Annotated in this window: 21 protein-coding genes; 11 read left to right on the forward strand and 10 right to left on the reverse strand. The window is 70.6% G+C overall.

Translation table 11 applies throughout. The annotated features are described in order from the left end of the window. The first annotated feature begins 46 nt into the window (after positions 1-46). The 3 genes from ABZ576_RS04945 (at position 47) to ABZ576_RS04955 (ending at position 2,831) form a co-directional block, all read left to right on the forward strand. Entirely contained in the window at positions 47-805 is a 759-nt protein-coding gene (locus tag ABZ576_RS04945; protein ID WP_360735850.1) for a calcium-binding protein, read from the forward strand. A 40-nt stretch (positions 806-845) separates the two neighbouring features. Continuing rightward, positions 846-1,733 (forward strand): hypothetical protein, encoded by an 888-nt coding sequence (locus ABZ576_RS04950; RefSeq protein ID WP_360735852.1) that lies wholly within the window; start codon positions 846-848, stop codon positions 1,731-1,733. A gap of 267 nt (positions 1,734-2,000) precedes the next feature. Then, complete coding sequence (locus tag ABZ576_RS04955) at positions 2,001-2,831, forward strand: hypothetical protein (protein ID WP_360735854.1); 831 nt, start codon at positions 2,001-2,003, stop codon at positions 2,829-2,831. 17 nt (positions 2,832-2,848) lie between these two features. Here ABZ576_RS04955 and ABZ576_RS04960 read toward each other — a convergent pair whose 3' ends face one another. Together ABZ576_RS04960 and ABZ576_RS04965 are read right to left on the reverse strand one after the other, a co-directional pair. Continuing rightward, the gene (locus ABZ576_RS04960) at positions 2,849-5,242 is read right to left on the reverse strand and encodes an HAD-IC family P-type ATPase (protein ID WP_360735857.1); all 2,394 of its coding nucleotides are present in this window, start codon (positions 5,240-5,242) and stop codon (positions 2,849-2,851) included. A gap of 66 nt (positions 5,243-5,308) precedes the next feature. Beyond that, positions 5,309-5,575, reverse strand: a complete 267-nt coding sequence (locus tag ABZ576_RS04965) for a DUF2530 domain-containing protein (protein ID WP_360735858.1) — start codon at positions 5,573-5,575, stop codon at positions 5,309-5,311. A 150-nt stretch (positions 5,576-5,725) separates the two neighbouring features. On the opposite strand from ABZ576_RS04965, the gene ABZ576_RS04970 reads away from it, so the two are divergent. Further along, complete coding sequence (locus tag ABZ576_RS04970) at positions 5,726-7,177, forward strand: NCS2 family permease (protein ID WP_360735860.1); 1,452 nt, start codon at positions 5,726-5,728, stop codon at positions 7,175-7,177. Positions 7,178-7,193: 16 nt separating this feature from the next. Here ABZ576_RS04970 and ABZ576_RS04975 read toward each other — a convergent pair whose 3' ends face one another. Next, complete coding sequence (locus ABZ576_RS04975) at positions 7,194-7,376, reverse strand: ribbon-helix-helix protein, CopG family (RefSeq protein ID WP_360735862.1); 183 nt, start codon at positions 7,374-7,376, stop codon at positions 7,194-7,196. Positions 7,377-7,530: 154 nt separating this feature from the next. Between ABZ576_RS04975 and ABZ576_RS04980 the strand changes: the two genes are divergently transcribed. The 3 genes from ABZ576_RS04980 to thpR all read left to right on the forward strand — a co-directional run bounded on the left by ABZ576_RS04980 (position 7,531) and on the right by thpR (position 10,316). Next, positions 7,531-7,968, forward strand: a complete 438-nt coding sequence (locus ABZ576_RS04980; RefSeq protein ID WP_030642980.1) for a MarR family transcriptional regulator — start codon at positions 7,531-7,533, stop codon at positions 7,966-7,968. 96 nt (positions 7,969-8,064) lie between these two features. Further along, complete coding sequence (locus ABZ576_RS04985) at positions 8,065-9,336, forward strand: MFS transporter (protein WP_360736647.1); 1,272 nt, start codon at positions 8,065-8,067, stop codon at positions 9,334-9,336. Positions 9,337-9,743: 407 nt separating this feature from the next. Next, positions 9,744-10,316, forward strand: coding sequence for an RNA 2',3'-cyclic phosphodiesterase (gene thpR / locus ABZ576_RS04990; RefSeq protein ID WP_360735865.1), 573 nt, complete (start codon positions 9,744-9,746; stop codon positions 10,314-10,316). Between the two features lie 181 nt (positions 10,317-10,497). Here thpR and ABZ576_RS04995 read toward each other — a convergent pair whose 3' ends face one another. From ABZ576_RS04995 to ABZ576_RS05005, 3 genes are all read right to left on the reverse strand, one after another. Further along, positions 10,498-11,493: an aldo/keto reductase gene (locus ABZ576_RS04995; RefSeq protein ID WP_360735867.1), complete on the reverse strand. Its 996-nt coding sequence runs from the start codon at positions 11,491-11,493 to the stop codon at positions 10,498-10,500. Between the two features lie 105 nt (positions 11,494-11,598). After that, positions 11,599-12,192 (reverse strand): Uma2 family endonuclease, encoded by a 594-nt coding sequence (locus tag ABZ576_RS05000; RefSeq protein WP_360735870.1) that lies wholly within the window; start codon positions 12,190-12,192, stop codon positions 11,599-11,601. A gap of 87 nt (positions 12,193-12,279) precedes the next feature. Beyond that, positions 12,280-12,963, reverse strand: a complete 684-nt coding sequence (locus ABZ576_RS05005; RefSeq protein WP_360735873.1) for a GDSL-type esterase/lipase family protein — start codon at positions 12,961-12,963, stop codon at positions 12,280-12,282. A gap of 121 nt (positions 12,964-13,084) precedes the next feature. On the opposite strand from ABZ576_RS05005, the gene ABZ576_RS05010 reads away from it, so the two are divergent. Both ABZ576_RS05010 and ABZ576_RS05015 read left to right on the forward strand, forming a co-directional pair. Further along, entirely contained in the window at positions 13,085-14,065 is a 981-nt protein-coding gene (locus tag ABZ576_RS05010) for a WD40 repeat domain-containing protein (protein WP_360735875.1), read from the forward strand. 221 nt (positions 14,066-14,286) lie between these two features. After that, positions 14,287-15,828, forward strand: a complete 1,542-nt coding sequence (locus ABZ576_RS05015; RefSeq protein ID WP_360735877.1) for a cellulase family glycosylhydrolase — start codon at positions 14,287-14,289, stop codon at positions 15,826-15,828. 54 nt (positions 15,829-15,882) lie between these two features. On the opposite strand, the gene ABZ576_RS05020 is transcribed toward ABZ576_RS05015, so the two are convergent. Both ABZ576_RS05020 and ABZ576_RS05025 read right to left on the reverse strand, forming a co-directional pair. Continuing rightward, positions 15,883-16,353, reverse strand: a complete 471-nt coding sequence (locus ABZ576_RS05020; protein WP_360735879.1) for a hypothetical protein — start codon at positions 16,351-16,353, stop codon at positions 15,883-15,885. A gap of 79 nt (positions 16,354-16,432) precedes the next feature. Beyond that, positions 16,433-16,666 carry a DUF397 domain-containing protein gene (locus ABZ576_RS05025; protein ID WP_360735881.1) on the reverse strand — a complete coding sequence of 78 codons (234 nt, stop codon included), beginning with the start codon at positions 16,664-16,666 and terminating at the stop codon, positions 16,433-16,435. Positions 16,667-16,841: 175 nt separating this feature from the next. Here ABZ576_RS05025 and ABZ576_RS05030 point away from each other — a divergent pair, with 175 nt between their 5' ends. After that, on the forward strand, positions 16,842-17,609 hold the full coding sequence (locus ABZ576_RS05030; RefSeq protein ID WP_360735883.1) for a DUF6879 family protein: 768 nt from the start codon (positions 16,842-16,844) through the stop codon (positions 17,607-17,609). 18 nt (positions 17,610-17,627) lie between these two features. After that, the gene (locus ABZ576_RS05035; RefSeq protein ID WP_360735886.1) at positions 17,628-18,476 is read left to right on the forward strand and encodes a helix-turn-helix transcriptional regulator; all 849 of its coding nucleotides are present in this window, start codon (positions 17,628-17,630) and stop codon (positions 18,474-18,476) included. Here the strand turns inward: ABZ576_RS05035 and ABZ576_RS05040 are convergent. Further along, positions 18,466-18,648 (reverse strand): hypothetical protein, encoded by a 183-nt coding sequence (locus ABZ576_RS05040; protein WP_360735888.1) that lies wholly within the window; start codon positions 18,646-18,648, stop codon positions 18,466-18,468. The two genes, ABZ576_RS05035 and ABZ576_RS05040, sit on opposite strands and share 11 nt — an antisense overlap. Beyond that, on the reverse strand, positions 18,641-19,051 hold the full coding sequence (locus ABZ576_RS05045; protein WP_360735890.1) for an ATP-binding protein: 411 nt from the start codon (positions 19,049-19,051) through the stop codon (positions 18,641-18,643). The genes ABZ576_RS05040 and ABZ576_RS05045 overlap by 8 nt, the downstream gene beginning before the upstream one ends. Positions 19,052-19,093 lie beyond the last annotated feature (42 nt).

The following is a 19,093-nucleotide window of genomic DNA, read 5'->3' on the forward strand; positions in this document are numbered from 1 at the left end:
CTGCGGAGTCATCAGACTCCCCAGCATCTCAACGTGGGGACCTCACATGCGCATCCGTGCCTCTGTCGCCGTCGTGGGCGGCGCTCTGGCCCTGTCCGCCCTCGCCGTCCCGGCCGCGCAGGCCGACGGCGGCCAGGGCGACACCAAGATCACCAAGGTGGTCGTCGACGGCGACAACAAGGTGCAGATCGGCACCACCAGCGCGGTGACCGTCAAGGTCAGCGTGACCGCCACGGACGACTCGGGCATCAAGGGCGCCGACGCGTTCGACCTCTTCGGTCCGGACAACGGCTTCGCGTCGACGGGCAAGCCGGCCTGCACGAAGGTCAACGCCACCACCTCCACCTGCACCGCCTCGGTGAAGATCGACCCGAAGACGGACTACCTCACCAACAAGAGCGCCGGTACCTGGTACGTGGACGCGTGGGTGGACGCCAACGACGAGGACTACATCTGGAAGGAGAAGGCCGGCTCCTTCTCCTTCCAGCGCGCCGCCAAGCTCACGGCCAACGCCACCCCGGAGCCGGTGAAGAAGGGCAAGACGCTCACCGTCACCGGTGCCCTCACCCGCGCCGACTGGGAGTCGCTGAAGTACGGCGGCTACGGCTCGCAGTCCGTGAAGCTCCAGTACAAGAAGAAGGGCGCCAGCGCCTACACCACGCTGAAGACCCTCAAGGCGGACTCCAAGGGCAACCTGAAGACCACCACCACCGCCACGGCCGACGGTTACTACCGCTTCTCCTTCGCGGGCAACGCGAGCACCTCGGCGGTCAGCGCCGCCGGTGACTACGTCGACGTGCAGTAAGCGGCCGATCCACCGCACCATCACCTAGCAGGGACAACACATGCACCTTCGTGCCACCGTGGCCGCCGTCTCCGGCGCCCTGGCCCTCTCCGCCCTCGCCCTGCCCGCCGCGCACGCGGCGGACGGCGGCCCGTCGTACCGCGCCGAGGCCCTGCGGGCCGTCGCGCAGCACAGCTCGGGCAAGGCGGCCTTCAGCGCGACCTCGGCGCCGATCGGCGACCTGGACGTGTCGTTCTCCGACTTCAAGATCACCAAGGCGATCAAGGTCGGTACCACCAGCAAGGTCTCCACCACGGTCACCTACACGCTGACCCACGGCGCCGACGTCGACGTCGACAGCGAGACGTTCGCCACCGGGCCGCTGATCTACCGCGGCTCCGCCGAGGAACCGGACAGCGTCCAGGGCGGCAACTACCCGGCCACCTGCGTCGAGACCTCGGCCACCACGGCCACCTGCAAGGGTCCGATCGACATCGACCCGCGGGAGACCGACGCCGACCTGCGGCTGCGCAACTCCCAGGCCGGCACCTGGCACGGCGCCGCCATCGCCCTGGACTTCGACAGCGAGAAGACCGCCGTCCAGTTCGACCTGGGCACCACCCTGGTCCAGCGCAACTCCACGCTGACGGTCAACGCCTCCCCCGAGCCGGTGACGAAGGGCAAGACCCTCACCGTGACGGGCAAGCTCTCCCGGGCCAACTGGGAGGACCACAAGTACCACGGCTACACCGGCCAGGCCGTCAAGCTGCAGTTCCGCAAGAAGGGCTCCAGCACCTACACCACGCTGAAGACCGTCACGACGGACTCCACGGGCGGCCTGAAGACGACGACCAAGGCCACGGCCGACGGTTACTACCGCTTCTCCTTCGCGGGCACCACGACCACCCCGGCGGTCAGCGCCGCGGGTGACTTCGTCGACGTCCGCTGAACCCGGCGCACCCGGGGCCCAGGCGATCACCGGGCCCCGGGTGCGGCACGTTCTGCCCCGCTTGCGCCGCATACGTTCTGCCCCGTTTGCGCCGCATACGGGCGGGCCCGGTGTCGCGTGCGGGCCGGTCCGGTGTCGCGTGCGGGCGGGCCCGGCGAAAAATCTGGCCGGGAATCGGTCTTGCCGTACAACCCATCGTGTGTCTCGTGGATCTGACCCGGGTGAGTCGACCGACTCCACGATCACTTCTCCCTCCAGGGGAACGCAATGCGCATACGTGCCACCGTGGCCGCCGTCTCCGGCGCCCTGGCCCTCTCCGCCCTCGCCGTCCCGGCCGCGCACGCCACCGGTGAGGCGGGCACGCCGTACACGCTGAACGTCAGCTTCTCGAACGTCACGATCGCCAAGGCGATCAAGGTCGGCACCACCAGCAAGGTGAGCGCGAGCTACTCGTACACGCTGACGCACGGCGCCGACGTGGACGTGACGGCGGCGGACTTCTACACCGACGCCTTCCTCTACAAGGGCTCGTACGACGACCCGACCGCCGAGCTGTACGGCGACGAACCGGCGACCTGCACCGCCACCTCGGCGACGACGGCCACGTGCAAGGGCACCGTCGACATCTACCCGGACTACGGCGACCTGATGAACGCCTGGGCCGGCTCCTGGAGCGTGGGCGCCGAGGCCGTGGCCTTCAACGGCCAGAACCAGGACGAGCCCGACCTGAGCAAGGTCGGCTACAAGGACCAGGGCGGCCTCGGCAGCACCTCGGTGCAGCGCAACTCCAAGCTCACGGTCAACGCCGGCCCCGAGCCGGTCGGGAAGGGCCGCACTCTCACGGTGACGGGCAAGCTGACCCGCGCCAACTGGGAGGACAACCTGTACCACGGCTACTCCGGCCAGCCGGTCAAGCTGCAGTTCCGCAAGGCGGGCACGACCACCTACACCACCGTCAAGACGGTGTACACGGACTCCTCCGGCAACCTGAAGACCACCACCACCGCCAACTACGACGGCTACTGGCGCTTCAGCTTCGCGGGCACCTCGACCACCCCGGCCGTCAGCGCCCCGGGCGACTACGTCGACGTGCAGTAACACCCGTCACACCCGTCTCAGGACGGGAAGCGGCGGTCGACCCACCTCCACAGGTACCCCAGGGCGGCCGCCGCCACCGCCGCCACGCCGACCGCCGTCCACGGCAGGGTCATGCCGACCAGCCTGAGCGCGAAGAAGTCCTGCAGCTCCGGGACCGCCAGGACGAGCAGGAAGGCCACGGCCATCGCGGCCACCAGGACCACCCGCCACCAGGTGTAGGGGCGGGCGATGATCGCCAGCACCCACAGCGAGATCAGGAACAGGGTCAGGGTGGCCGCGCTCGTCTCGGCGTCCAAGGCGCCGGGCCCGGCGTAGTGGTGCCGGGCGAGCAGGTACGTCGCGAAGGTCGCCGCTCCGGCCACCAGGCCGCCGGGTACCGCGTACCGCATCACCCGGCGCACGAAGCCCGGTCTGGCCCGCTCGCTGTTGGGGGCGAGGGCCAGGAAGAAGGCCGGGACGCCGATGGTGAGGGTGGAGAGCAGGGTCAGGTGCCGGGGCAGGAAGGGGTACTCCACCTGCCAGCACACCACGAGCACCGCGAGCAGCACCGAGTACACCGTCTTCACCAGGAACAGCGTCGCCACGCGCGTGATGTTGCCGATCACCCGGCGGCCCTCCGCGACCACCGAGGGCAGGGTCGCGAAGCTGTTGTCCATCAGCACGATCTGCGCCACCGCACGGGTCGCTTCCGACCCGGAGCCCATGGCCACGCCGATGTCGGCGTCCTTCAGCGCGAGCACGTCGTTCACGCCGTCCCCGGTCATCGCGACCGTGTGCCCCCGCGACTGGAGCGCGCCGACCATGTCCCGCTTCTGCCGAGGGGTGACCCGGCCGAAGACGGTCCCCGCCTCCAGGGCCTCGGCCATCGCCGGCCGGTCGGGGGGCAGCCGCCGCGCGTCCACCGCCGTGCCCGCCAGCCCCAGCTTCGCGGCGACCGCGCCGACCGACACCGCGTTGTCGCCGGAGACGACCTTGGTGCGGACGTTCTGCTCCGCGAAGTAGCGCAGCGTGTCGGAGGCGTCGGGCCGCAGCCGCTGTTCCAGGACCACCAGGGCGGTGGGGCGGGCACCCCGGGCCGGCTCGGCGTCGTCCAGGTCGCGGTGGGCACGGGCCAGCAGCAGGACGCGCAGACCCTGCTCGTTGAGGCGCTCCGTCTCCGCCAGCGCCGGGTCCCCGGGGCCGAGGAGGACGTCGGGGGCGCCCAGCAGCCAGGTGCTGCTCTCGCCGTCGCCCTCGCTGAACGCGGCCCCGCTGTACTTGCGGGCGGACGAGAACGGCAGCGACTCCACGCAGCGCCACTCGTCGCTGTCCGGGTAGGCGTCGATGATCGCCTGGAGGGAGGCGTTCGGGCGCGGGTCGGACTCGCCGAGCGCGCCGAGCACCTTGCGCACGTACGTCTCGTCCGCCCCGTCCAGCGTGCGCAGCTCGGTGACGTCCATGCCGCCCTCGGTGAGCGTGCCGGTCTTGTCCAGGCAGACGGTGTCGACACGGGCCAGGCCCTCGATGGCCGGCAGCTCCTGCACCAGGCACTGCCGGCGGCCGAGCCGGATGACGCCGATCGCGAAGGCCACGGAGGTGAGCAGCACCAGCCCCTCGGGGACCATCGGGACGATCCCGCCGACCGTGCGGGCCACGGCGTCGTCCAGCTCGTCCTTCTCCACGACGAGCTGGGTGACGACGAGCCCGAGGGCCGCCGGGACCATCATCCAGGTGACGTACTTGAGGATCGTGGAGATGCCCGAGCGCAGCTCGGAGTGGACGAGGGTGAAGCGGGACGCCTCCTCGGCGAGCTGGGCGGCGTAGGCCTCGCGGCCGACCTTCGTCGCCTGGAAGGCGCCGCCGCCCGCGACCACGAAGCTGCCGGACAGCACCGGGGAGCCGGGGCGTTTGACGACCGGGTCGGCCTCGCCGGTGAGCAGCGACTCGTCGATCTCCAGGCCGTCCGCCTCCGCGCACACCCCGTCGACCACGATCCTGTCGCCCGGGCCGATCTCCACGAGGTCGTCCAGGACGATCTCGTGGGTGGCCACCTCGGTCGCCACCCCGTCCCGCCGTACCGTCGGCCGGGCCTCCCCGATCACCGCCAGCGAGTCCAGGGTCTGCTTGGCCCGCCACTCCTGGACGATGCCGATGCCGGTGTTGGCGAGGATGACGAAGCCGAAGAGGCTGTCCTGGATCGGCGCGACGAAGAGCATGATCACCCAGAGCACGCCGATGATCGCGTTGAACCGGGTCAGGACGTTCGCCCGCACGATCTCCGCGAGCGACCGGCTGCTGCGCACCGGCACGTCGTTCACGAGACCGCGCTCGACGCGGTCCGCGACTTCGGCACCGGTCAGCCCGGCCGGCCTCTTCGGCAGGGCCACGGGTCGCACGGGGTCGACTTCGGCACCCGCGTCCATGTGGCTCATGCCTCCGACGGTACGGCGGCCCCCGCCCACCCGCCCACCGGACCGGGGCGGTGACGGCCGACGGGACTACTCGGCCGCCGCCGGCCCCGGCGCCGCCGCCCTCTTGATCGCCGCGTCCCGCCTGCGGACGTACCAGACCCCGATCAGCCCCAGCCCACCCCCGGCCAGGCAGGTCCACAGCCACCACAGGTGCCCGTGGTCGTCGAACCAGCCGTAGAAGGGGAGCTGGACCAGGAAGAGGACGAACCACACGAGGGTGCCGCCGGTGATCGTGGCGACCACGGGCCCCTCCAGGGGCTCCGGCGCCTCGTGCTTGGGGGTCCACTTAGCCATGCGCACAGCTTAAGCGCCGGCCCTGTCTACGCGCGGAGATAGCGTTACGGCACTCATGCATTCATACTGAAACCGTTTGTCTTTGACCGCTTCTGATCGTATGAAACTCCAACGGGGCTCGGGGGAACCTCGCTGGTGATGAGGTCCTCCATGTCCACCTCGGCTCGCGCCAAGGTCCCCACCCCCGAGAAGCCGGGCGGTTCGGCCGCGTACGGCCCCCTCGACCGCTACTTCAGGATCTCCGAGCGCGGCAGCACCGTCGCCCGGGAGGTCCGCGGCGGCTTCGCCACCTTCTTCGCGATGGCGTACATCATCGTGCTGAACCCGATCATCCTCGGCAGCGCGAAGGACATGTACGGGCACCACCTGGACAACGGGCAGCTGGTGACGGCCACGGCGCTGACGGCCGCGTTCGCCACCCTGCTGATGGGCGTCATCGGCAACGTGCCGATCGCCCTCGCCGCCGGCCTCGGCGTGAACTCGGTCGTCGCGCTCCAGCTCGCCCCGCGCATGTCCTGGCCGGACGCGATGGGCATGGTCGTACTGGCCGGCTTCGTGGTGATGCTGCTGGTCGCCACCGGCCTGCGCGAGCGCGTGATGAACGCCGTGCCGTTCGGCCTGCGCAAGGCGATCTCGATCGGCATCGGTCTGTTCATCATGCTGATCGGCCTGGTCGACTCCGGCTTCGTCACCCGGATGCCGGACGCCGCCCAGACCACCGTCCCGCTGCAGCTGGGCACCGGTGGTCACCTCACCGGCTGGCCGGTGCTGGTCTTCATCCTGGGCGCGCTGCTCACGTTCGCGCTGATCGTCCGCAAGGTGCCCGGCGCGATCCTCATCTCGATCGTCGGCATGACCGTCCTCGCGGTGATCATCAACGCGGTCGCCACCATCCCCTCCTGGGGCCTGACGGTCCCGAAGTGGCCGGGCAACCCGGTCGCCACGCCCGACTTCGGCCTGGTCGGCCAGGTCAGCCTGTTCGGCGGCTTCTCCAAGGTCGGCGTGCTGACCGGCATCCTCTTCGTCTTCACGGTCCTGCTGTCGTGCTTCTTCGACGCGATGGGCACGATCATGGGCATCGGCGACGAGGCCAAGCTGACCGACGCCCAGGGCTACATGCCCGGCATCAACAAGGTCCTCCTGGTCGACGGCCTCGCGGTCGCGGCGGGCGGCGGCACCTCCTCCTCGGCCACCACCGCCTTCGTGGAGTCCACGGCGGGCGTCGGCGAGGGCGCCCGGACCGGTCTGGCGAACGTCGTCACGGGCGGCCTCTTCGCGGTGGCGCTCTTCCTCACGCCGATCGCCACGATGGTCCCGTCCCAGGCGGCTACCCCGGCGCTGATCGCGGTGGGCTTCCTGATCCTGTCGAACTCCGTCAAGGAGATCGACTGGGCGGACTACACGATCGCGGTCCCGGCTTTCGTGACGATGCTGATGATGCCGTTCACCTACTCGATCACCAACGGCATCGGCATGGGCTTCATCACCTTCGTCGTGCTGCGCCTGGCCGCCGGCCGGGCCCGGGAGATCCCGGCGCCGATGTACGTCGTCTCGGCGGTCTTCGCCTTCTACTACCTGATGCCGGCGCTGGGCCTGACCTGAGCCCGCGCGGGAGCCGTCAGGTGACCCCGTAGAACCTCTCCGTCTCCTCGACGGCGGTCTGGAACCGTTCGTCGAAGTCATCCCGAATGAGCGTCCGGACGACATAGTCCTGGACGCTCATTCCTCTTCTGGCCGCGCGGTGCCGGAGCCTTTCGAGCAGCTCCCCGTCCATCCGCAGGCTGAGCACGCTGGTCCCCATGCGTACGAGGGTTGCCACAGCCGGCCGTCCGGTGTGTCACTTTCCGGAACCGGCTCACTCGTACGGGTGATATGCGGCGCGATGGCGGGCGTCACGGACGGCGGTGGCGTACCCGAGTGGTACTTAGCCAGGGTAATGAGTTAGACTAAAGAACATGCCGGACCTTACGCATGGCGACGACGCTGCCGCCGTGAACGCCCTCCGCTCCGCCGTGATGCGGCTGTCCCGTCGGCTCAAGCACCAGCGGGTCGACGAGTCGCTGAGCCCGACCGAGATGTCGGTGCTCGGCACCCTCGCCCGCTGCGGCAGTGCCACCCCGGGCGAGCTCGCCCGCAAGGAGCACGTCCAGCCGCCGTCGATGACCCGCATCGTCGCGCTCCTCGAAGCCAAGGGGCTGGTCCGGCTGGAGCCGCACCCCGAGGACCGGCGCCAGAAGGTCGTCACCCAGACCGAGCAGGCCGAGGCCATGCTCGAGGAGAGCCGCCGCAAGCGCAACGCCTTCCTGGCCGGTCTGGTGGAGGGCCTCGACGAGGACGAGTGGGCCGCCCTGCGGGCCGCCGCCCCCGTGCTGGAGAAACTCGCACATCTGTAAGCGCACCAAGAGGAGGCGAACCCTTTGAGTACGGGATCCGGAACACCTTCCGCCCCCGCACCGACCCCTGCCACCCCCGTTGCCGCCAAGTCCTCGATGTTCAGCTCGCTGAAGATCCGGAACTACCGCCTCTTCTTCGCCGGCCAGGTCGTCTCCAACACCGGCACCTGGATGCAGCGCATCGCCCAGGACTGGCTGGTCCTCAGCCTCACCGGATCCTCCGCGGCCGTCGGCATCACGACGGCCCTGCAGTTCCTGCCGATGCTGCTGTTCGGGCTGTACGGCGGCGTCCTCGTGGACCGCCTGCCCAAGCGGCCCACGCTGCTGGTCACCCAGTCCGCGATGGCCGTCACCGGTCTCGCGCTCGCCGCGCTGACCCTCTCCGGCCACGTCCAGGTCTGGCACGTCTACGTCGCCGCCTTCGCCGTCGGCCTCGCCACGGTCGTCGACAACCCGGCCCGCCAGTCCTTCGTCTCCGAGATGGTCGGCCCCGGCCAGCTGCAGAACGCGGTCAGCCTGAACTCGGCGAACTTCCAGTCCGCCCGGCTGGTCGGCCCCGCCGTCGCCGGCCTCATGATCACCGGAGTGGGCACCGGCTGGGCGTTCCTCGCCAACGGCCTGTCCTTCGCCGCGCCCATCACCGGTCTGCTGCTGATGCGCGCCCGCGAACTGCACGCGGTCGAGCGCGCGCCCCGCGGCAAGGGCCAGCTGCGGGAGGGCCTGCGCTACGTCGCCAAGCGGCCGGAGCTGATCTGGCCCATCGTCCTGGTCGGCTTCATCGGCACCTTCGGCTTCAACTTCCCGGTCTGGCTGTCCGCCTACGCGGACGACGTCTTCGACGCCGGGGCCGGCGCCTACAGCCTCTTCAACACCCTGATGGCCGTCGGCTCCCTGGTCGGCGCCCTGCTGGCGGCCCGGCGCGGCACGGCCCGGCTGCGCGTCCTGATCGCCGCCGCGCTGGCCTTCGGCGTGCTGGAGATGGTGGCCGCGGCGGTTCCCCAGTACTGGCTGTTCGCGCTGCTGATGGTCCCCATCGGCGTCTTCGGCCTCACGGTGAACGTCACGGCGAACACCGCCGTGCAGATGGCCACCGACCCGGCCATGCGCGGCCGCGTGATGGCCCTGTTCATGATGGTGTTCATGGGCGGCACGCCGCTGGGCGCGCCGGTCGTCGGCTGGATCACCGACACCTACGGCGCCCGGGCCGGCTTCCTGGCCGGCGGTGTGGTGTCGGCCGCGGCGGCCGGCGTGGTCGGCCTGGTCCTGGCCCGCATCGGCGGCCTGCGGCTCTCGGTCGGCTGGCACCACGGCCACCCGCGGATCCGCTTCGTCCCGCGCGAGCGCGAGCGACTGGCAACGGCCGCGTAAGCGTCCCGCGGGGGCCGCCGCCGAACCTGCCGGCCCCCAACGGCCGCGTAAGCGTCTCGCGGGGGCCGCCGCCGAACCTGCCGGCCCGCCCCCGAACCTTCCGGCCCGCCGCCGACCCCTCCGGACCGACGGTGGGCCTTCCGGACCGCCGCCGACCCCTCCGGACCGACGGTGGGCCTTCCGGACCGCCGCCGACCCCTCCGGACCGACGGTGGGCCTTCCGGACCCTTCGGGACCGGCGGCGGGCCCGCGGCGGGCCGGGGGCCGCCACGGGCCTTCCCCGCGCTCGCGTGCCGCGCCGTCCGAGCCGGCGGCGGCCGCGGACCGGGCCCGCGGTCTGTACCGGATCTCCGGGCCGGTGACGGCCAGGGGCGTCCCGCCCGCCGGGTTCTGGGATCGTGAGCCCCATGAGACTCTTCGCCGCCGTACTGCCCCCGGAGGACGTCGCCGACGAACTCGCCGCCGAGGTGGACCGGTTGCGGCAGCTGCCGGGCGCCGGCCGGCTGCGCTGGACCGACCGCCCCGGCTGGCACTTCACCCTCGCCTTCTACGGCGAGGTCGCCGACGACCTCGTACCCGCCCTGTCGGACCGCCTGGAGCGCGCGGCCCGCCGTGCGGACCCCTTCCCGCTCGCCGTCTCCGGCGGCGGCCGGTTCGGGCAGGGCCGCGCGCTGTGGGCGGGCGCCCGGGGCGACGTGGAGGCGCTGCGGCTGCTGGCCGACCGGGCCGAGGCGGCGGCCCGGAAGGCCGGGGTGCCGATGGGGGAGCACCGGCGCTACAAGGCACATCTCACACTGGCCCGCAGCCGGGGCCCGGCCGATGTACGGCCGCAGGTGGAGCTGCTGCGCGAGTTCACCGGCCGGACCTGGACCGTTACCGACCTCGTGCTGGTACGCAGCCACCTGCCGGCCTCCGGCGTACCCGGCGAGCAGCCCCGGTACGAGGCGGTCGCCCGCTGGGCACTGGGCGGGGCCGGTTAGTCTCGAACACGTGGAACCGAAAACCCGGAACCGGATCATGGCCGGTGCGCTCGTGCTGATGTTCGTCGTGGTGGCCGTGGCTTCCGCCGTCAGGTAGCGGCGCGGGCCCGGCGCACCCGGGGGCCGTACCCACGGACCCCGGTGGCCGGGCGCCGTACCCACCGCCCCCGGTGCGCGCCGTTCACCAGGCGAAGGCCTCCGGCGCCGGGCCCGGTCCCGGGAAGATGTCGTCCAGCGCGCTCAGCAGTTCCTCGCTCAGCTCCAGCTCCACGGCCCTCAGCGCCGACCGGAGCTGCTCGGCGGTGCGCGGGCCGACGATCGGGCCGGTCACGCCGGGCCGGGTCAGCAGCCAGGCCAGCGCCACCTCGCCGGGCTCCAGGCCGTGCTTGTCGAGCAGGTCCTCGTACGCCTGGATCTGCGCGCGGGCCGTCGGGTCGGCCAGGGTGTCGGCGGCCCGGCCGGAGGCGCGGCGGCCGCCCTGGACCTCCTTCTTGATGATCCCGCCCAGCAGACCGCCGTGCAGCGGCGACCACGGGATGACACCGAGGCCGTACTCCTGCGCGGCCGGGATGACCTCCATCTCGGCGCGCCGCTCGGCGAGGTTGTACAGGCACTGCTCGCTCACCAGGCCGATGGTGCCGGCGCGGCGGGCGGCGGCCTCGTTGGCCTGGGCGATCTTGTAGCCGGGGAAGTTGCTGGAACCGGCGTAGAGGATCTTGCCCTGCTGCACCAGGACGTCGATCGCCTGCCAGATCTCGTCGAACGGCGTGTTCCGGTCGATGTGGTGGAACTGGTAGACGTCGATGTAGTCCGTCTGCAGCCGCTTCAGGCTGGCGTCCACCGCGCGCCGGATGTTCAGCGCGGAGAGCTTGTCGTGGTTGGGCCAGGCGGCCTCGCCGTCGACGCCCATGTTGCCGTAGACCTTGGTGGCGATGACGGTCCTGTCGCGCCGTTCGCCGCCCTGGGCGAACCAGTTGCCGATGATGGACTCGGTCCGGCCCTTGTTCTCCCCCCAGCCGTACACGTTGGCGGTGTCGAAGAAGTTGATGCCCGCGTCCAGCGCCGCGTCCATGATCGCGTGGCTGTCGGTTTCGTCGGTCTGCGGACCGAAGTTCATCGTCCCGAGAACGAGCCGGCTGACCTTGAGTCCCGTGCGTCCAAGCTGCGTGTACTCCATGGTCCACCAGCCAACGGCTTGGAGTGCGCTCTATGCAAGACCTGCCGGCAGCGCGTCCGGCGTCCCGCGCCGGGACGGGGACGCCGCAGTGCGGGAGGGGGGCGGCTAGTCGCGGGGGAACTCACCGGTGGCGAGCACGAGGTCGACCACGGTGCCGGTCAGATCGACGTCGGTGCCGAAGTCCACCGACGTCCGCATGGCGTAGTCACCGTCCTTGGGGTGCGTGTAGGCGTGGCACCGCCCCTGGTACGGATCGGCGATCACGTAGACGGGGACCTCGGCCACCGCGTACGCGGTCTTCTTCGGGCCGTAGTCGTTGGCGGCCGTGCCCTGGGAGATGACCTCGGCGACGAACTCGACGTCCTGGTACCGCCAGTGGCCCTTGTCGTCCTTCTCCGCCGAGTCCTTGAGCAGGGCGACGTCCGGGCAGAACCCGTTCTCATGGCCCGGGAAGTCGATGCGGACGTCCGAGAAGACTTTCGCCTTCCTCCCGAACCTGTCCGCGAGAGCCCAGAGGAACTCGCGAATGATCAGCCAATGAGTGTCCCGCTGCGGCGTCATGTAGACGGTGCCCCCGACGATCTCGACCCTGTATCCCTCGGGGACGGGCATGCGCTCCAGCCGATCGAACCACTCGTCCAGACTCTCGGTGTCGGCATCGGCGTCGGCCATCTCGGTCCTGTCTTCGAGGACGGTCATCGTGGCGCTCCTCCCCGGCTGCCCATGGACCGGTGCAGCCGTGCTGTTCAACGATAGGCACCGCGACCGGGAGACTTCGGATTTCGGTCAGCTTGTTCCAGTCGCGTACGGCTGTCCGAGCCCCCACGCCTCCCACATCGCCGCCGCGAAGGCCGCCGCGATCCGGTGTTCCCCGGCGGCGTTGGGATGGGTGCCGTCGTAGGTGTCGGTGTGGATGTCGTACCCCTGCGGCCGTGAGGCCAGCAGGAGGGGCGACCGGGGTTCGTCCAGGTCGGCCACGCACTTCGCCAGCAGGTCGTTGAAGAGGTCCACCTGGGCGGCGAAGGGCTCGTCCGCCTCGGCCCGGACGTTCGGTATCACCGGGAGGACGACCATGCGGACGCGCGGGTCCGCCTGCCGTGCGCCGGCGACGAAGGCGCGCACGTTCTCCGCCGTCTGCTCGGCGTTCGTGTAGAAACCCAGGTCGATCAGGCCCAGGGAGACCAGGAGGACGTCGGCGCGGTGCTCCCGTACCGCGTCGCCGATCAGCGGGGCCATGTGCAGCCAGCCCTCGCCCCAGCCCGCCAGGTGGCCGCGCGGGAAGTCGGGGTCGGCGTAGGCGAGCGACGTCGGGGCGTCGGTCTGCTTGTCGTAGAGCGTCTCGCGGGGGCCGACGAAGGTGAACGGGCCGCCGTAGGACGTGCGCAGGTGTTGCCACAGCCGGTGACGCCATGTGTGTTCGCCCGCGCTCCCGATCGTCATGGAGTCACCCACCGGCATGAACCTAAGCATCCGCTCATGATGGACGAGGCCGGGCAGCGGTGGGGCCGGCGGTCGTTGTGAGGCCTGCCACGTCCGCCGCCTCCCGACGATCACGTCCCGGAACGCCCGGGGACAATGGCAGGCTTGGGGCATGCGTCGATCGTCCGCCGTTCTCGCCGGGTTCCTGCTCGCCGGTGCCTGCGCGTTCCCCGCCTCCGCCGCCGCTTCGGCCGCCGACGGAGCCGGCGACCAGGGGTTCACCATCAAGGACCCGCGGATCACCGAGTCCAGCGGGCTCGCCGCCTCACGGCAGCACCCCGGTGTCTACTGGACGCACAACGACAGCGACGACGGGCCGTACCTCTACGCCGTGGACAGCGCCACCGGCAAGACCGTCGCCCGGATCACCCTGCGCGGCATCGGCTCCCCGCGGGACGTCGAGGCCGTGTCGATCGGACCGCACAACGAGATCTACGTCGGCGACATCGGGGACAACTTCGGCGGCAAGTGGCCGTACGTGTGGGTCTACCGGCTGCCCGAGCCGAAGAACCTGACCGACCAGACGGTCACGGCCACGCAGTACGTGGTGAAGTACGCGGACGGCCCGCGCGACGCCGAGTCGCTGCTCGTCCACCCGAAGACCGGGCGCGTCTACATCGTGGACAAGCAGGAGGACGGCGGGCACCTGTACGAAGGCCCGGCCACCCTCTCCACCTCCGGTGCGAACGTCTTCCGGCCCGTCGCCGCCGTCGACCTCTGGGCCACCGACGCCGCTTTCTCCCCGGACGGCGAGCACCTTGCCGTGCGCGGTTACTTCGGCGGCATCCACTACGACTGGAACGGCGGCCGGATCAAGCGGGAGGGGACCCTGGAGGTGCCCTTGCAGGGGCAGGGCGAGTCCGTGTCCTACTCCGCCGACGGCACCCGGCTGATGTTCGGCAGCGAGGGCGCGGACAGCGCCGTACGGGCGGTCGACGCCCCGGACCGGCCCGCCGCGAAGTCGCCGTCGGGGCACGGGGGTTCCGGTGAGTCGGCGGACGAGGGCGGCGGCGGGAGCCTGAAGGTCGGCGCCGTGATCGTCGTGGTCGGCGTGGCGGCCCTCTTCGGCCTGCGGTGGCTGCGACGGGGGTGACCGGGCCGGACGGGGCTGGGCCGGACGGGGGCGGACCGGACGGGGCCGGACCGGGCCGTGATCCGGCCGGCGGTGCGTACCCGCGTTCGGGCCGGTCGTCCGTACCAGGGTGTGCCGCATGTCTTGACGTGACCGGGGAGTCGCCCGTTACTTGAGGGGTGCGCGGTGGTGGGAGCGCTCCCATCCGGCGCGGGCCGCGCCTCCCGAGAGGAAGCAGACGCATGTTCCGCAGCTTACGAAGAGCGCTGTGCGCCGCCGCGGCGGCGCTCCTCCTGCCCCTGGCCGGGGCGTACTCGGCGCAGGCGGCCGACGCGCCCGCGGCCGCCGCCGCCCCCGGGGCCGGTTACTGGCACACCAGCGGCCGGCAGATCCTGGACGCCGCCGGGCAGCCGGTGCGCATCGCCGGGATCAACTGGTTCGGCTTCGAGACCAGCAACCAGGTGGTCCACGGCCTGTGGTCCCGGGACTACAAGAGCATGATCGACCAGGTGAAGACGCTGGGCTACAACACCCTCCGGCTGCCCTACAGCGACGACATCCTCAAGCCGGGCGCCGTCCCCAGCGGCATCGACTTCTCCGCCGGGAAGAACGCCGACCTCCAGGGGCTCGGCTCCCTCCAGGTGCTGGACAAGATCGTCACGTATGCCGGGCAGGACGGGCTGAAGGTGATCCTGGACCGGCATCGGCCCGACTCCGCCGGCCAGTCGGCGCTCTGGTACACGGCCTCCGTGCCCGAGTCCACCTGGATCACCAACCTCAAGGCGCTGGCCACGCGCTACCGGGGCCAGGACACGGTCATCGGCATCGACCTGCACAACGAGCCGCACGACCCGGCCTGCTGGGGCTGCGGCGACCAGGCCACCGACTGGCGCCTGGCGGCCCAGCGCGCCGGGAACGCGGTGCTCTCGGTCAATCCGGACCTGCTCGTCTTCGTCGAGGGCGTGCAGACCGTCAACGGCGTCTCCGGCTGGTGGGGCGGCAACCTGATGGGCGTCGCCCAGTACCCGGTGCAGCTCAGCGTGGCCGACCGGGTCGTCTACTCCGCCCACGACTACGCCACGAGCGTCGCCCAGCAGAGCTGGTTCAGCGACCCGTCCTTCCCGGACAACATGCCGGGCATCTGGGACAAGTACTGGGGTTACATCTTCAAGCAGAACATCGCCCCCGTGTGGGTGGGGGAGTTCGGCACGACGCTCCAGTCGGCCGTCGACCAGAAGTGGCTCGCCGCGCTGGCCAACTACCTGCGGCCGACGTCGACGTACGGCGCCGACTCCTTCCACTGGACCTACTGGTCCCTCAACCCCAACTCCGGGGACACCGGCGGCATCCTGAAGGACGACTGGACGACCGTCGACACCGTGAAGGACGGGTACCTGGCCAACGTCAAGGCACCGCTGTTCGCGAGCAGCGGCGGCGGCGGCGGTGGCGGCGGCGGTGGCGGCGGTGGCGGTGGTGGCGGCACGGTCGCGTGCAGGGCCTCCTACGCCGTCAGCAGCGACTGGGGGAGCGGCTTCAACGCGGAGGTGAAGGTCACCAACACCGGGACCACGGCGCTCACGTCGTGGAAGGTGACGTGGACGTGGAGCGGCTCGCAGAAGGTCACGTCCATGTGGAACGCGGGCTACACGCAGAGCGGCGCGACCGTGACGGCGTCGAACGCGCCGCACAACGGCGGCGTGGCGGCCGGCGCCTCGACGAGCTTCGGCTTCAGCGGCACACCGGGCGGCGGACCGGCACCGTCACCGGCCTGCACGGCCACATGAGCCCCACCCGCCCGTCGGTCTGACAGGGGGACGCCCGGCACCGGTCGGGCGTCCTCACGCGTCGAACGGGCAGGGCAGGCCGGGGCTCGTGCGGTTGGGGGAGCAGGTCACCAGGGCCAGGGACAGGTAGGCGGGGCGTTCGAGGTAGAAGCCGAGCGACACGTCGCCACCGGTCGCCAGCCGCTCGCGGGCGGAGGCGACGAGTGCGGCCGGACGGCCGGCGGCGCGTTGCGCGGGGGACGCGAACCGGGGCGCGTACTCGGTCAGACGGTCACCGAGCCAGGCCGCCGCCGCGTCCGGGTCCGGCCATGTGCCGCGAACCAGCGAACGCGGCTTGACGAGCCAGTACGCCGTCTCGATCGGCGGCAATTCCGACTTGGAGAACTCCGTGGCCACCTCCCGGTACCGCAGGATCACTTCCGGCTTGCTCTCCGCCGGGGGCGGGTCGGGATGCGGCGGCCGCCGCAGTGCTTCCTGGTCGAAACGGTCCTTGGGACCGGCCCAGAGATAGGCGTGGTGGTGCACGGCAGTATCCAGTTCGCCGGGACGGACCGGTCCCGGCCGGGTCCGTGCCCGACCGGGACCGGTGGGACGAGGGGACGGCTCAGACGGACAGCCCGAACCGCGCCGGGTCGATCCCGGCCACGGCCAGCTCCTCCGTGCTGAACCGCAGCGGCTCCTTGTCGGGCCGCTTGCTGTCACCGAGGGCCCAGGCGTCGTGCCCGATCCGGGCGAGGACGAGGCACGACTCGCCGTCCGGGTGAGTGTTGCCCCCGCAAGCCGTCACGAACGAGACGCCGCTGAGGTCGAGCGCGTACAGGTCACTTCCGTTCACCATGGGGTGCACCTTTCTGCTCCGTGGCTCTGGTCGATGACCGTAGGGGGAGGGCGGGAAGCAAGGCGCCAAATATTCGCGGTTATTCTCGCGCGGTCACTCTGGATGCATGGACATTCACTCAGGGGCACCGACATCTTGTGAGCGCCAACATCGTCAGACCTCAAGGGGGTTGCAGATGGCGCGCAGGTTGCGGTTCAACGGGACGGGGAGCGGTGTTACCGGATGCCCGTCGGTGCATGAAGATGTGGGCAGCGGAGAGGTGATCGTCCACGGCCCGCCGCTCACCGACCCGGAGGACGTCGCACAGCTTCAGCACTTCTCCGAGGGTGAGGTTGCCGTGGTGGTGCCGCGCGATCTCCTGGTGGACTGGACTCCGAAGAAGCGTACGCGGCAAGTGCGCACCATCGATCTGGACGAGTTCAATACCCTGTTCGAGAAGTTCGAGCACACCGCGTGGCGGCTGGAGACGCGCCGCCGGTATGCAAGTGATGAAGCAGGCGGCAGGTGGAAACGCTTCATCAAGGATGGAACGATTGGCGAAGGCGCGGATTCTGACTCGCTCTACGGCTGGTGGACCGAGACGATTCGCGCGCACACCGCGCAGGGCAGGCGGATCGAGCGGGTACGCATCGTGGACCAGCCGGCCACCACCGGTCAGCGGTACCTCCTCGACAGCGCCAGGTGGAACGTCGGTCTCGGTGAGGACATCCGCAACCTGTGGCGTGCCGACGCCGACCGGCTCCTGCTGCCCGCCGAGGACTTCTGGCTGTTCGACAGCCGCCTCATCGCACTCCTCCGGTTCGACGAGAACGACCAGCTCACCCACGTGGAGCTGATCACCGAGCCCGCAGAGGTGGTGCGCTGCTGCATGGTGCGGGATGCTGCTTGGCACCACGCCGTACCGTGGGCGAAGTTCACGGCTGAGATGCACGACGACGCATAGGGGCAAGAGCGGATACCGGTGAGCACGGACTATCAGAGGGCACGCGAGGAACTTGGGCGCAAGCTCAGGGGACTACGTATCGAAAATCCTGATGGCCGGCTCACCGGAACCCAGCTGGCCCAGCGGCTGGGATGGCCGCAGTCAAAGGTCAGCAAGCTGGAGAACGGCAGACAGACTCCCACGGACGACGACCTACGGGCATGGGCCGATGCCGTGGGGCAGCCGATGGCGTTCGCTGAACTCCGTGCCCGGCTACGAGGCTTCGAAAGCCACATCCGGTCCTGGCGGCGCCAGCTGGCCGCAGGGCACCGTCCCGTGCAGGAAACGTGGAACACGCTCGTTGCTGAGTCCCGGATCCTGCATATGTGGGAGAACAACTTGGTCAACGGCATGCTTCAAACCGCTGAGTACGCCCGATACGTTTTCGAGCGCTACACGGATCTCCGTTGCTCCCCACGCGACATGGACGAGGCCGTGAGGGCCCGCATGCAGCGACAGGAGTGGCTGTACCGACCTGGAAAGCGACTGAACCTGCTCATGTGGGAAGGGGCCCTATGGGCCCAGGTATGTCCACCGGGGGTTCTGGTTGCCCAACTCGATCGATTGCTGGGCGTAGTGGGCATGGACACGGTGCACCTCGGCATTGTTCCCCTCGACGCGGCTCTTCGCATCCCGCCGGGCAACCCCTTCTCCATACTGGACGAGCGCCTCGTGGTGGTCGAGGACTGGCACGCCGAACTCTGGCTGGACGATGCCGAAACGATCGCCCTCTACCGCCGCGTCTGGGACACCTTCGCCGAGTCGGCCGTCTACGGCGCCGAGGCCCAGCAGGTGATCGCCCGGGTCCGCCGCGGCATCAAGGTCTGAGGACGTACGGCCGTACGACGTCCTCGGCGGTCTCCCACCGGGGCGCCGGCGCCGGGGGCGGGGCCTGCCAGCACTCCTCGTCACGGGGGAAGGGGAGCCAGCGGCCGGCGGCACGGCAGCGTCTGGCCCAGCGGCGCCAACGGGCGTCGTAGGGGCTCGGTGCGTCACGCACGGTCCGCCTCCGCGGGAGTGAGCGTGAACCGGGCCCACACGGTCTTGGTGTAGGGCCCCTGCCGATGCCCCCACGCGTCGGCCAGCGCCGCCACCAGCGCGAGCCCGCGTCCGCCCCCCTCGTCCAGGGCGGGGTCGCGGGGCCGGGGCAGCCGGTCCCGGTCCGGGTCGGAGACCTCCAGGAGCAGGTCCGGGCCGCACAGGACGAGCGTGACGCGGACCCGGGCGTGGGAGACCCGGCAGTGGCTCACGGCGTTGGTGACGAGTTCGTTCGCCGAGAGGAGCGCCCGGTCCGCCAGGTCGTCGGTGATGCCCCAGTCGGCGAGGGCTTTGCGGACGTAGTGCCGGGCGGTGGGCACGTGCTGGCTGCGGGTGGGGATGCGGAAGGTCTCGGTTGAGGGCATGGGCCGGAAGCTACGACTGTATGCAGAGCACGTACAAGTCCT

It is taken from the genome of Streptomyces sp. NPDC013455 (assembly GCF_040632975.1).
Lineage (GTDB): Bacteria > Actinomycetota > Actinomycetes > Streptomycetales > Streptomycetaceae > Streptomyces.

What these genes read in the sequence shown, in the direction of transcription:
- ABZ576_RS04960 (WP_360735857.1), bottom strand. Translation starts at nt 5,242, where the DNA reads ATGAGCCACATGGACGCGGGTGCCGAAGTCGACCCCGTGCGACCCGTG.
- thpR (WP_360735865.1), top strand. Translation starts at nt 9,744, where the DNA reads ATGAGACTCTTCGCCGCCGTACTGCCCCCGGAGGACGTCGCCGACGAA.
- ABZ576_RS04955 (WP_360735854.1), top strand. Translation starts at nt 2,001, where the DNA reads ATGCGCATACGTGCCACCGTGGCCGCCGTCTCCGGCGCCCTGGCCCTC.
- ABZ576_RS05005 (WP_360735873.1), bottom strand. Translation starts at nt 12,963, where the DNA reads ATGCTTAGGTTCATGCCGGTGGGTGACTCCATGACGATCGGGAGCGCG.
- ABZ576_RS05015 (WP_360735877.1), top strand. Translation starts at nt 14,287, where the DNA reads ATGTTCCGCAGCTTACGAAGAGCGCTGTGCGCCGCCGCGGCGGCGCTC.
- ABZ576_RS04980 (WP_030642980.1), top strand. Translation starts at nt 7,531, where the DNA reads ATGCCGGACCTTACGCATGGCGACGACGCTGCCGCCGTGAACGCCCTC.
- ABZ576_RS05010 (WP_360735875.1), top strand. Translation starts at nt 13,085, where the DNA reads ATGCGTCGATCGTCCGCCGTTCTCGCCGGGTTCCTGCTCGCCGGTGCC.
- ABZ576_RS04975 (WP_360735862.1), bottom strand. Translation starts at nt 7,376, where the DNA reads ATGGGGACCAGCGTGCTCAGCCTGCGGATGGACGGGGAGCTGCTCGAA.
- ABZ576_RS04945 (WP_360735850.1), top strand. Translation starts at nt 47, where the DNA reads ATGCGCATCCGTGCCTCTGTCGCCGTCGTGGGCGGCGCTCTGGCCCTG.
- ABZ576_RS05045 (WP_360735890.1), bottom strand. Translation starts at nt 19,051, where the DNA reads ATGCCCTCAACCGAGACCTTCCGCATCCCCACCCGCAGCCAGCACGTG.
- ABZ576_RS04995 (WP_360735867.1), bottom strand. Translation starts at nt 11,493, where the DNA reads ATGGAGTACACGCAGCTTGGACGCACGGGACTCAAGGTCAGCCGGCTC.
- ABZ576_RS05000 (WP_360735870.1), bottom strand. Translation starts at nt 12,192, where the DNA reads ATGACCGTCCTCGAAGACAGGACCGAGATGGCCGACGCCGATGCCGAC.
- ABZ576_RS04970 (WP_360735860.1), top strand. Translation starts at nt 5,726, where the DNA reads ATGTCCACCTCGGCTCGCGCCAAGGTCCCCACCCCCGAGAAGCCGGGC.
- ABZ576_RS05025 (WP_360735881.1), bottom strand. Translation starts at nt 16,666, where the DNA reads ATGGTGAACGGAAGTGACCTGTACGCGCTCGACCTCAGCGGCGTCTCG.
- ABZ576_RS04965 (WP_360735858.1), bottom strand. Translation starts at nt 5,575, where the DNA reads ATGGCTAAGTGGACCCCCAAGCACGAGGCGCCGGAGCCCCTGGAGGGG.
- ABZ576_RS04950 (WP_360735852.1), top strand. Translation starts at nt 846, where the DNA reads ATGCACCTTCGTGCCACCGTGGCCGCCGTCTCCGGCGCCCTGGCCCTC.
- ABZ576_RS05030 (WP_360735883.1), top strand. Translation starts at nt 16,842, where the DNA reads ATGGCGCGCAGGTTGCGGTTCAACGGGACGGGGAGCGGTGTTACCGGA.
- ABZ576_RS04985 (WP_360736647.1), top strand. Translation starts at nt 8,065, where the DNA reads ATGTTCAGCTCGCTGAAGATCCGGAACTACCGCCTCTTCTTCGCCGGC.